The organism is Catenulispora sp. MAP12-49, assembly GCF_041262705.1.
Taxonomy (GTDB): domain Bacteria; phylum Actinomycetota; class Actinomycetes; order Streptomycetales; family Catenulisporaceae; genus Catenulispora.
The window spans coordinates 32,253-44,504 of the sequence record NZ_JBGCCP010000056.1; the positions used below are offsets into that span (position 1 = coordinate 32,253).

At 68.7% G+C, this 12,252-nt stretch carries 10 protein-coding genes; all 10 read left to right on the forward strand.

Annotated elements, in window-relative coordinates:
* The first annotated feature begins 68 nt into the window (after positions 1-68).
* On the forward strand, positions 69-968 hold the full coding sequence (locus tag ABIA35_RS46585; protein WP_370362287.1) for a heavy metal-binding domain-containing protein: 900 nt from the start codon (positions 69-71) through the stop codon (positions 966-968).
* A gap of 36 nt (positions 969-1,004) precedes the next feature.
* Complete coding sequence (locus ABIA35_RS46590; RefSeq protein WP_370342500.1) at positions 1,005-1,838, forward strand: heavy metal-binding domain-containing protein; 834 nt, start codon at positions 1,005-1,007, stop codon at positions 1,836-1,838.
* 78 nt (positions 1,839-1,916) lie between these two features.
* Positions 1,917-2,351: a hypothetical protein gene (locus ABIA35_RS46595; protein ID WP_370342498.1), complete on the forward strand. Its 435-nt coding sequence runs from the start codon at positions 1,917-1,919 to the stop codon at positions 2,349-2,351.
* A 1,071-nt stretch (positions 2,352-3,422) separates the two neighbouring features.
* On the forward strand, positions 3,423-4,409 hold the full coding sequence (locus ABIA35_RS46600; protein WP_370362292.1) for an ABC transporter permease: 987 nt from the start codon (positions 3,423-3,425) through the stop codon (positions 4,407-4,409).
* Between the two features lie 146 nt (positions 4,410-4,555).
* Positions 4,556-6,271 (forward strand): ABC transporter substrate-binding protein, encoded by a 1,716-nt coding sequence (locus tag ABIA35_RS46605; protein ID WP_370342494.1) that lies wholly within the window; start codon positions 4,556-4,558, stop codon positions 6,269-6,271.
* Between the two features lie 94 nt (positions 6,272-6,365).
* On the forward strand, positions 6,366-7,364 hold the full coding sequence (locus ABIA35_RS46610; RefSeq protein WP_370362288.1) for an ABC transporter permease: 999 nt from the start codon (positions 6,366-6,368) through the stop codon (positions 7,362-7,364).
* 481 nt (positions 7,365-7,845) lie between these two features.
* Positions 7,846-8,862 (forward strand): ABC transporter permease, encoded by a 1,017-nt coding sequence (locus ABIA35_RS46615; RefSeq protein WP_370342492.1) that lies wholly within the window; start codon positions 7,846-7,848, stop codon positions 8,860-8,862.
* 145 nt (positions 8,863-9,007) lie between these two features.
* Positions 9,008-10,843: an ABC transporter substrate-binding protein gene (locus ABIA35_RS46620; RefSeq protein ID WP_370362289.1), complete on the forward strand. Its 1,836-nt coding sequence runs from the start codon at positions 9,008-9,010 to the stop codon at positions 10,841-10,843.
* A 130-nt stretch (positions 10,844-10,973) separates the two neighbouring features.
* Positions 10,974-11,984, forward strand: coding sequence for an ABC transporter permease (locus tag ABIA35_RS46625; RefSeq protein WP_370342489.1), 1,011 nt, complete (start codon positions 10,974-10,976; stop codon positions 11,982-11,984).
* Positions 11,981-12,252 (forward strand): ATP-binding cassette domain-containing protein (locus tag ABIA35_RS46630; protein ID WP_370362290.1); only part of this gene is annotated, 272 nt, incomplete at its 3' end. The genes ABIA35_RS46625 and ABIA35_RS46630, both read left to right, overlap by 4 nt.

The window sequence follows — 12,252 nt, forward strand, 5'->3', positions numbered from 1 at the left end:
CGAGCACGACCCGCGGGCCCCGCAGGGCCCGTGGGCAACCCGACCAGGCCAAGGGAGGCCGCACGGCCATGGAACAGCTCCCGCAGGCGGCCCAGGCCCGGATGGACGAGATCCGGGGCTCCGGCACCTGGGGCTCGGCCCTGACCACCAACGAGTTCGCCGCCGTGCGCGCCGCCGGCTTCGAGCCCGTCGGCCAGGTCCTGGGCTCGTGCGTGTACCACCTGGGCTACACCGGCGCCTACAACTGCCCCGGGGCGTGGATGGGCGGCGCCGGCTACACCTCGACCTCCACCGGCCGCTACTCGGCCTTCGGACCGCTGACGCAGTCCCTGTACGAGGCCCGCCGACTGGCGGTGGACCGGATGAGCACCGAGTGCTCGCTGCTCGGCGGGGACGGCGTGGTCGGGGTCCGGCTGACGATCGGGCGCTTCCCGGCCGGCGGCCTGGAGTTCTCGGCGATCGGCACCGCGGTGCGCGCCGCGAACAGCGCGGTGCGGCCGCGCACCCCGTTCACCTCGCACGTCACCGGCCAGGAGTTCGCCAAGCTGGTGATGAACGGCTGGGTCCCGGTCTCGCTGGTGCTCGGCATCGCCATCGGCACCCGGCACGACGACTGGTGGACCCGGATGTCCTCGCGCCGCTGGGCCGGCAACCAGGAGGTGTCCGGCTACACCGACCTGGTGAACCAGACCCGCCACGCCTCCCGGGCCGAGCTGGCCCGGAACGTGCGGGGCGTGCACGCCGACGGCGTCGTGGTCTCCTCCATCGAGCTGGAGATCCGGGAGCGGGAGTGCCCGGTCACCGACGGCCAGCGGGACCACATCTGTGAGGCGACGGCGATCGGCACCGCCATAGCGGCGTTCAAGAGCAGCCGGCAGCCGCCCAGGACCGGCTCGCTGGCGATCATGTCGCTGGACCCGGAGCGGCGCGCCGCCGCCCGGCGTGAGACGTCAGTGCGATACCTGTGACGCGCATCAGCATCAACGAGGGCTGGAGAGACGAAGATGGCTGACAAGATCGCCCACACCGCCGAGGGCGTGCCCGAGGACGCCATGCGGCGCCTGGCCGAGCTCAAGCCCGGCTCGCCCGGCTCGATCTTCACCTCGGACCTGTCGGTGAACGAGTTCCTGCTGGTCAAGGAGGCCGGGTTCCGGCCCCTGGGCCTGGTCCTGGGCTCCTCGATCTACCACGTCGGCCTGCAGGTGGCGCGCTGGGGCAAGAGCCAGGAGCTCGACGTCCTGAGCCAGGCCATGTACCACGCCCGCGAGCTGGCCATGTCCCGCATGGAGGCCGAGGCCGACGCCCTCGGCGCGGACGGCATCGTGGGCGTCCGCCTGGAGGTGGAGTTCAAGGAGTTCGGCAACGACGTCGCGGAGTTCATCGCGATCGGCACCGCGGTCAAGGACGACGGCAGCGGCCAGCACGGCACCGTCACCTGGCGCAACAACAAGAACCAGCCCTTCACCTCGGACCTGTCCGGCCAGGACTTCTGGACGCTGATCCGGGCCGGCTACGCCCCGCTGGGCATGGTCATGGGCTCGTGCGTCTACCACATCGCGCACCAGCGCTTCGGCGCCGCGCTGGGCAACATCGGCAAGAACGTCGAGCTGGAGCAGTTCACCCAGGCCCTGTACGACGCCCGCGAGCTGGCCATGGCCCGGATGCAGGCCGAGGCCGAGGCGCTGCACGCCGAGGGCATCGTCGGGGTGCAGCTGCGCAACCACAGCCACACCTGGGGCTCGCACACGACCGAGTTCTTCGCCCTGGGCACCGCGGTGCGCCCGCTGCGGCCGGACCACCAGATCGAGCGGCCGACGATGGTCCTGAGCCTGGACTAGACCGCCGAGGAACCCCGCGCGCGGGGTGGAGCCGCCCCACCATCCCGCGCGCACCCGAACAGTGGTTGAGTAAGCGCTATGAGCACTGACAACCTGCCGGAGCCGACCGCCGGCGACGACGGCGTCTCCGCCGAGCTGATCGCGGCCTCCCTGCGCGCCGACACCGCGGACCTGGAGGTCTACGCGCGGGTGCTGTCCGCCAACCTCATCGAGACCCTGCCGCCCGGCGCGGTGAAGCTGGAGCGCAAGCGCACCCTGGCCGACCGCGCCGCCGGCCGCGAGGGCCGGGTGGAGTCGGTCGACGTCACCCTGGGGGAGCAGCGCATGACCCTGCGCCTGGCCAAACACGGCCCGGTCGGCGAGGTCTGCAAGGAAGTCCGCGGCATCGTGCTGTCCCGCCAGCAGGTCGGCCTGGACGTCTGGATCCAGACCCTGTCCGCGGCGATCGCCGACGCGGCCCGCTCCAACGCCCGCGCCCGCGAGGTCCTCCAGCGCTTCGTCCTGGGGGAGTAGCCCCGGCAGGCTCTGGCCCATGTCACGAGTCGGCAACGGCGCGCCCTTCGAACTGGCGCGCCAAGCCGCCGATTCGGCAAAGTGGCGAACCATATATGCCTGCCACACGGAAGCACGGTGCTCATGACCACGCCGCTGGACCCCGGGCCCGACCCGGAACCCCCGGGGCAAAGGCGCGGCCTGGAGAGCTACCCGGAGTTCTTCGCCTACCCGATCGACCCCGACGTCCACGAGACGGCGCTCATCCCCCGCATCCGAACCGGAGCACCGCTACCGTATCAGAAGCCTTATTCACCACCCCCGCCCGCCTTTGACGACCGCACCGGACGTGCGGCGATGGCGAACACCCCGGACGCCGAAGGCGCCCAGCCGACAGCCCAGCCGGCGCCCGCGTACCCGGACGCGTATCCGGAGACTTATATAAAGGACAAGCCCTCGGCTTACTCCTCCCCGGTCCCCGAACCGCGAGCACCGCACGGATCGCCACTGCCCCGGATGCCGCGGATGCCGCGCGGCCAGGCGCCGGCGCAAGCGGCGAACCCGCCTTCGCAAGTGCCGGAAACCTCAACGCCGCATACGCAAACGACGGCACCGGCGCAGCAGCCGCAAGCCCCGCTTTCGCAAACGCCGCCTGTTCAGCCGGGGCTTTCGTATGGGCAAGCCCAGGCGCCCTCAACGCCGTCGCATCTGCAAGCTCCGGTAGCGCAAACGCTGTCTTCGCGCCTGCAAGTGCCGGCGCCGCCGTCGCAAGCGCAGCCGTTCTCGGCGATGCCGCAGACACCAGCTCCGGCGCCGCTGCCGCACATGCCGCCGCCGCCCGCGCAGACGCAGGCTTTTTCGCCGCAGCCGCAGTCGCATGGGCAAGCGCCGCCAGCCTCTACGCCGCCGTACCAGCAGACGCCGCTGCCGCACATGCCGCCGCCGCTCGCGCAGACGCAGGCTTTTTCGCCGCAGCCGCAGCCGGAAGCCTCCCCGCTGCCGCCCCCGCTGCCGGCCCCCGTACCCCTGCCGCCGCGCCCACCCCGTTCCCGCTCCGCGCGCAAGCCGGGTCGGCGGCGGGCCAAGCGGAGCCTGGCCGCCACCCTGTGGCCGTTCCAGGCCTTCGCGCGCCCCGTGCCGGCGAAGGCTCAGAACGCCGCGCACATTCGCTCCCGCTCCACCACGGCCACGGTCTGGCGCAAGTTGCGTGCCGATCGGGCCGCGGTGCTCGGTGGCTGCACCGTGGTGGTGCTGATCCTGCTCGCGGTGTTCGCGCCGGTGGTCACCGGGTTGTTCGGGGTGACGCCGAACGCGCTGCATCCGGAGCTCACCGATGCCACCTTCGGGCCGCACGGTGGCTTCGGGGGGATCAGCTGGGCTCATCCGCTCGGGGTGGATCAGCGGATGGGGCGGGACATTCTGGCGCGGCTGTTGTACGGGTCGCGGGTGAGTCTGCTGATCGCCGGGGGTGCGACGTTGCTCAGCGTCGGGCTCGGGGTGGCGCTGGGGGTGCTGTCCGGGTACCTCGGGGGGCGGGTGGACCTGGTGGTCATGCGGGTCGCCGACGTGTTCCTGGCGTTCCCCCTGATGCTGTTCGCGCTCGGACTCACCGGGGCGCTGTCCGATCAGGCCTTCGGCCTGTCGGGGAACGCGCTGCGGATCGCCATCATGATTTTCGTGATGGGCTTCTTCAACTGGCCCTACATCGCGCGCATCGTGCGTGCCGAGGTGCTCTCGCTGCGGGGGCGGGAGTTCGTCGACGCGGCGCGGGCGATGGGGGCCTCGACCCGGTGGATCGTGGGACGGGAGCTGCTGCCGAACCTGTTGGCGCCGATCCTCGTCTACACCACCCTGCTCATCCCGGCGAACATCGTCTTCGAAGCCGGATTGTCCGCATTGGGCATAGGTCTGAACCCTCCCGCCTCGTCGTGGGGGCAGATGCTGACCGACGCGGTCGCCACCGTGTACACCGACCCCGAGTATCTGATCGTGCCGGGCATGGCAGTATTCATCACCGTGCTGGCGTTCAACCTGTTCGGCGACGGGTTGCGGAACGCCACCGATCCCACCGCACAGTGACGCTTCGCGGCACGGCGCTAGCCATGAAGAAGGAAACCGCTGTGATACCAAAGCCCACCCGTCTCCCACCACCGCCCGTCAAGGAGACGCTTCGCGTCACAAATAAGATTCGGATCCGCGCGGGGGCCGCCGCCGCGGCGCTCGCCATGGTCCTGACCGCCTGCGGCTCGAGCAGCGGCGCGAGCGCGGGCTCGACCATGGGCCCGGGCTTCGACCTGGCGGGCAAGCAGGTGCTGAACCCCTCGACAAAGACCGGCGGAACCATCAACCTGGTCTCCTCGCAGTCGTTCGACTCGATGGACCCCGGAGTCACCTACTCCGCGCAGACCTGGAACCTGTTCCGGATGTTCGCCCGGCCGATGATGGCCTACAACCACACCCCCGGGGGCAACCAGATCGTCGGCGACCTGGCCACCGGCCCGGGCGTGCAGAGCAACGGCGGCAAGACCTGGACCTACACCCTGCGCGACAACGCCACCTTCGAGGACGGCACGCCGATCACCTCCGGCGACGTCCGCTGGGCCATCGAGCGCTCCAACTGGTCCTCGCTGGTCGGCAACGGCCCGACCTACTTCCACAACATCCTGACCCCGCCCGGCGACCACCGGTTCGACAACCTGGACGTCTACAAGGACGGCGACAAGCTCTTCGACAACATCATCGTCACCACGGACCCGAAGAAGATCGTCTTCAACCTCCCGCAGGCCTTCGGCGAGTTCGACTACGTGATGACGCTGCTGCAGACCGCCCCGGTCGAGCGCACCGTGGACCAGAAGGACTCCGGCGACACCTACGCCAAGCGTCCGATCTCCACCGGTGCCTACAAGATCGCCAGCTACTCCCCGGGCAAGGAGCTGAAGCTGGTCCGCAACGACGCCTACAACCAGCAGTCCGACCCCGACCACATGCACACGGCCCTGGCCGACTCGGTCGACGTGCAGCTGGGCGTGGACTCCGGCGAGCGCGACCAGGAACTGCTGGACGGCCAGGCCGACGCCGACCTCGGCTCGGCGCTGACCGTGGCCAACCACGCCAAGGTGCTGCAGGACCCGGTGCTCAAGTCGCAGACCGACGACGCCCCGGACTACTCGATCGCCTACTCCTCGATCAACACGCAGCTGATCGGTGACGTGTCCTGCCGGCAGGCCATCGAGTACGCGGTGGACAAGAACACCGTGCTGAACCAGCTCGGCGGCCAGTGGGGCGGCACCATCGCCACCAACCTGCTCACCCCGGGCATCCCCGGCGCGGTGCAGTTCCCGACCTACACCTACAACCCGGCGCAGGCCAGGACGCTGCTGGCCAAGTGCAAGGCGGATTCGCCGGGCCTGTTCGACGGCTCCGGCACGCTGAGCTTCAAGATCGCCGCGCAGACCAACGCCCCGGACCTGCAGAACGCCGCGACCGCGATCCAGTCCTCGCTGGCCGGCGTCGGCATCAGCACCCAGGTGACGCTGTTCCCGTTCGGCCAGTACAGCCAGTACTGCGGCAACCAGGCCTACGCCAAGGCGCACCGGCTGGGCATGTGCCTGGCCAACTGGGGCCCGGACTGGCTGACCGGCTACGGCATGCTCGACCAGCTGGTCACCAAGAACGGCATCGCGGCCACCGGCAGCCAGAACTACGCGTTCCTGAACGACTCGACGGTCAACGACCTGGAGAGCGCCGCGCTGGCCAGCTCCGAGCCGACCACCCAGCAGCAGGACTGGGTCAAGATCGACCACCGGGTGATGGACCTGGCGGCCGTGGTCCCGCTGATGGACCGGCACATCATGCGGTTCCGCTCCGCGCGGCTGACCAACGTGATGATCGACCAGGCCGGCAGCGGCGGCTACGACCTGTCGGTCCTGGGCCTGAAGTGACCCCCTCCGCGCGCCGCGCCGGCGCCGGCCAGAGCCGGACCGGCGCGGCGCGCGGACCGAAACCATTACGAAATCCGGGGAGCACGCGGGCCGTATGACGACCTTCCTCCTCCGGCGGGCCGCCACCGCCGTGATCCTCATGCTCGCCGTGGTCCTGGTGACCTTCCTGGTCTTCTACGCGGTGCCCGCGCTCGGCGGGCGCACCACGGACCAGCTGGCGGCGCAGTTCGCCAGCAGGGACCCTTCCCCGGACCAGCTGCTGCTCATCAAGCACCGGCTGGGCCTGGACCAGCCGCTGTACGTCCAGTTCTGGGACTACCTCAAGGCTCTGGTGGTGGGCATGGACCTGCCCCCGGGCTCCGGCGCCGCGCACTGCTCGGCGCCGTGTCTGGGCTACTCCTGGCGGCTGCACGACTCGGTGATGTCCCTGATCCTGGACCGGCTGCCGGTGACGGTCTCCATCGCGGTCGGCGCGGCGGTGCTGTGGCTGGTGCTCGGCGTGGCCTCCGGCGCGGTCGCCGCGATGGCCCCGGGGGGACTGGCCGACCGCGCGATCCGGGTGGTCGCGCTGCTCGGGGTCTGCCTGCCGGTGGTGTTCATCGGCCCGCTGGCCCGGTCCCAGCTGGCCTGGCTGTTCCCGTCGGTCTCCTATTACTCGTTCCTGCACAACCCCTTCATCTGGGCCGACCATCTGGTCCTGCCGTGGGTGACGCTGGCGCTGGGCTACTTCGCGCTGTACACCCGGCTGACCCGCTCGGGCATGATCGAGGCGTTGTCCGGCCAGTTCATCCGCACCGCGCACGCCAAGGGCCTGCCGGGCCGGCGGGTCCTCTGGCAGGCGCTGCGGACCACCTTCCCGACCGTGGCCACCGTCTTCGCCATGGACCTGGGCCTGCTGCTGGGCGGGGCGGTGCTGGCCGAGAAGATCTACGGGCTGCACGGGATCGGCGATCTGGCGCAGAACGGCGTGGACGGCCAGGACCTGCCGGTGGTGCTCGGCGTCACCTTGTTCGCAGGGCTCTTTATCGTTGTCGCCAATTTCGTGGTCGACGCCGCCTATGCTGTCCTGGACCCGCGCATCCGCCTGGACTGACGCGCCTGGACTGACGCGTCGGGGCAGGGGCGCCGCGGCCGGCCGCCACGGCGCCGGTCGGCGCGCAGTGTCCTCCCGCCTACCTTAGGTAGCTGATCACTTCCCCTCTAAGGCACCCGCTGTCAAGGGGCAAACGCCTAAGGAATCGGTCTGTCGCGAGTAACACCCCGTTAACCCAAGGGGTGGTTACCTCCCACTCCTGGGGTGCCGACACCGCCCTCTGATACCCCGAAACAGCTCGGTGACCGGGCGATCCAGGATTGATCACAGTTCGGACAAGGCTGCCCCAACCCCCTAGCCAAGCCGGGGGGCGAGGCGCCACTCTCCTGTGGAGGGCCCCGGCCCGACAGTGCAATGTGCAATACCACCGGCGTCTCGCTTCGGGGCGGTCGCCGGGCGTGATGCGATCACGACTCCGCCCTGCCTGACTCTCCGGTGCGCTCACAAGGCCTTCCGAGTCAGACGACCACCGAGGATTCACATGACAACGCTGCCAGGGGACGCCTCCACCCTGCACGACGACTTCGGCGATGACGGTGCCGGCGCGCCGGACCCGGGCACGCCGGCGGCGAAGGCCATCGAGGGTCGTTCGCTCACCCAGATCGCCTGGTCGCGCATGAAGAAGGACCGCGTGGCGATGGCCGCGGGCGTCATCATCGTGCTGCTGGTCCTGATCGCGATATTCGCCCCGCTGCTGGCCTCGCTGTCCGGGAACTCGGACCCGAACCAGCAGTTCATGGACAGCATCGACCCCAACACCTCGATGCCGCTGGGCTCGGCGGGCGGCATCAGCTCCACCCACTTGCTGGGCCTGGAGCCGGTGATCGGCCGCGACGTGCTGACCCGGGTGCTGCTCGGCTCGCGCATCAGCCTGCTGATCGCGACCTCCGCCTCGCTGCTGTCGCTGATCATCGGGATCGCGATGGGCGTCATCGCCGGCTACTTCGGCGGCTGGATCGACACCCTCATCTCCCGCATCATGGACGTCTTCCTGGCCTTCCCGCTGCTGCTGTTCGCGCTGGCGCTGGCGGCCATCGTCTCCGACCACGCGTTCGGGATGTCCGGCGACACACTGCACATCGCGATGCTGATCTTCATCATCGGCTTCTTCGGCTGGCCGTACGCCGGACGTATCGTCCGCGGGCAGACCATCGCCCTGCGCCAGCGGGAGTTCGTGGACGCCGCGCGGGTGCTGGGCGCCAAGCCGCGCCGCATCATCATGCGCGAGCTGATGCCGAACCTGGTCGCCCCGATCCTGGTCTACGGCACGCTGCTGATCCCGGCGAACATCCTGTTCGAGGCGGCTCTGTCCTTCCTGGGCGTCGGCATCCGCCCCCCGACACCGTCCTGGGGCAAGATGCTCAACGACGCCATCTCCTACTACCGCGTCGACCCCGCGTTCCTGATCATCCCGGGCGCTGCGATCTTCATCACGGTCATGGCCTTCAACCTGTTCGGTGACGGCCTGCGCGACGCCTTCGACCCGAAGGCCCACTAAAAGAGAATTCCCCCGGCGTCGCACCGCCGGGGGCCAGGCGGACTCACACCCGCCGCCACCTGCGAGATCAGCAAGATCAGATGCACAGACACCGAAAGCATCCCACATCCTGGGATGCCGGGCTGACCAAGGGGGTCCACCCGTAATGAACCGCTCCAAGCTGTTGGGAGGCGTCGCGCTCGCCGCGTGCGTCGCCCTGGCAGCCTCGGCGTGCTCCAGCTCGAAGACCAATTCCAACTCGAGCAACACGCCGACTGCCGCTGTAACCACCCTGCCCTCGGGCAACACCAGCGCCGCCACCGGCTTCAACGCCGCCGTGACCGGCATCGTCAATCCCAGCAACGCTGAGGGCGGCACGCTTCGCCTGGTGGACCGCTCGGACTTCGACTCCCCCGACCCGGGCAACACCTACGACGCCTTCTCGTGGTCGATCATCGGTGACTGGGCTCGTCCGCTGATGACCTACGCGCAGCAGCCCGGCACCGCCGGCTCGAAGGTCGTCCCGGACCTGGCCCAGGGTCCCGGCGTGGTCTCCAACAACGGCCTGACCTGGACCTACAAGATCAAGCCGGGCGTGAAGTACCAGGACGGTTCCGTCGTCACCTCCGCGGACGTCAAGTACGCGATCGAGCGCTCCAACTGGGGCCAGGACACCCTGGTGAACGGTCCGGCGTACCTGCCGCAGTTCGTCCAGGACACCACGAAGTACCAGGGTCCCTACAAGGACAAGAACCCGAACGACGGCGTCTCCGGCATCACCACGCCGGACGCGCAGACGATCGTGTTCAACCTGACCACGCCGTTCTCGGACTTCGACTACCTGATGGCGCTGCCGGGCTCGGCCCCGGTGCCGCGGACGAAGGACACCGGCGCGGACTACTTCAAGACCCTGCTGTCGACCGGCCAGTACAAGATCGACAGCTACCAGGTCGGCAACGAGATGGACCTGTCGCCGAACCCGAACTTCGACCCGAACACGGACCCGGACAAGCTCCACGTCCTGCGCGCCGCGAAGATTGTGATCAAGCTCAAGCAGGACAAGGCGACGATCGACGACACCCTGTTCGACGGCTCGGCGGACGCCGACCTGACCGGTGTCGGCGTGCAGCCGGCCACCCAGACGAAGATCCTGGGCGACCCGAAGCTGAAGGCCCAGTCCGACTCCGCGTACGCGAACTCGACCGAGTACTTCGCCATCAACACGATGCAGAAGCCGTTCGACAACGTGAACTGCCGTCAGGCGCTCGAGTGGGTCATCGACAAGTCGACGATGCTCACCGAGGCCGGTGGCACCTTCGGTGGCGGCGACATCGCCAGCACCCTGGACCCGCCGACGATCCCCGGCTGGAAGGCCGGCGACCAGTACATCACCCCGGGCAACAAGGGTGACGTCACCAAGGCCAAGGCCTCGCTGAAGTCCTGCCAGGCGGCCGAGCCGGACGCGTTCAACGCCGACGGCACCACGAAGGACACCTTCGAGATCATGACTCGCGACAACTCCGTGAAGGAGGCGAACATGGTCCAGACGGCGCAGACCAACCTGAAGTCGATCGGTATCAACGCCACGATCGACACCAAGCCGTTCGACAAGTACAACTCGCAGTTCGCGGGCAACAAGCAGTACGTCATCGCCCACAAGGTCGCGATCAGCTTCATGAAGTGGGGCGCGGACTTCCCGTCGGGCTACGGCTTCATGTACTCGCTGCTGGCCTCCTCGGCGATCCACGACTCCGGTGGCTACAACCTCTCGTGGGACGCCGACGCGACGATCGACAACGACTTCAAGACGGCGCTGAACGAGAACGACCCGACGCAGCGTGGTGCCGACTACGCGGCGCTGGACCACCAGGCCCTGGCCGACGCTCTGGTCGTGCCGCTGGTCTGGGACAAGAACCTGGTGTACCGCCCGTCCACGCTGACGAACGTCATCTTCAGCCAGGGCTACGGCATGTACGACTTCTCCGCGATGGGCGTGAAGTAACACTCACCCCGTCGAAGGCCACTACCCTTCGCTTTCACAGATAGGCAGGTGAAGGCAAGGAACCCTGGTGGCGCCGGGGCGGACCCACAAGGTTCGCCCCGGCGCCTCCGGGCGACCGCCGCCGCACTCCGTGATTACCTACATCATCAGGCGTCTGTTCTCAGCAGTCGTGCTGCTGTTCGTGATCTCTATGATCACTTTCTTCATCTTCTACGTTTTCCCACGCCTGGGCGGGCAGACTACGGAGTCGCTGGCGGAACAGTACGTCGGTAAGACCCAGAACCCCGCTGCGGTCCAGGCGGTCATCCACCGCTTCGGGTTCGACCAGTCGGTCTGGACACAGTACGGCCGCTTCGTCAAGGGCATCTTCGTCGGGTACGACTACGACACCGGCACGCAGATGTCGCACTGCCCGGCCCCGTGCCTGGGCTACTCCTTCAAGACCAACGAACTGGTGACCCACAGCATCAGCCAGTGGCTCCCGGTCACGATCTCCCTGGCGATCGGCTCCTCGATCCTGTGGCTGGTCTTCGGTGTCGCCGTGGGCGTCGCCTCGGCCCTGAAGAAGGGCACCGTCGTCGACCGCGCCGGCATGATCACCGCGCTGGTCGGGGTGTCGCTGCCGGTGTACTTCGTCGGCCCGCTGCTGTCGCTGGTGTTCGTGGTCAACTGGCATATCCTGCCCGACCCCGGCTACGTCAAGTTCCTGCAGGACCCGTGGGGCTGGTTCACGCACCTGCTGCTGCCCTGGATCGCCGTGGCGTTCGGCCTCGCGGCCCTGTACGCCCGCCTCACCCGGGTCGGCATGCTGGACACCATGAACGAGGACTTCATCCGCACGGCGCGGGCCAAGGGCCTGCCGGAGCGGACGGTCATCTTCAAGCACGCGCTGCGCGCGGCTCTGACCCCGATCGTCACGATCTTCGGGATGGACCTCGGCTTCGCCCTGGGCGGTGTCGTGCTCGCCGAGCAGGTGTTCAACCTGCCGGGCATCGGCCGTGAGGCGGTCGACGCGGTGGGCCAGTCCGACCTGCCCGTCATCCTGGGCGTCACGATCGTGGCCAGCGCCTTCATCGTGCTGGCGAACCTGGTCGTCGACCTGCTGTACGGCGTCGTCGACCCCCGAGTGAGGGTCTCATGAGCAACGAAGCATCCGAGGCGATCGTCGAGGACATCGCGCTGGAGAACACCAGCCCGCGCGGGTTCCTGGACGTGCGCGACCTGAAGGTGCACTTCCCGACCGACGACGGCGTGGTGAAGTCCGTCGACGGGATCACCTTCCAGTTGGAGCGCGGCAAGACGCTGGGTATCGTCGGCGAGTCCGGCTCCGGCAAGTCGGTCACGTCGCTGGCGATCATGGGCCTGCACCGCACGGCCAACGAGAAGAAGAAGAAGCGCGGCGCGCAGGT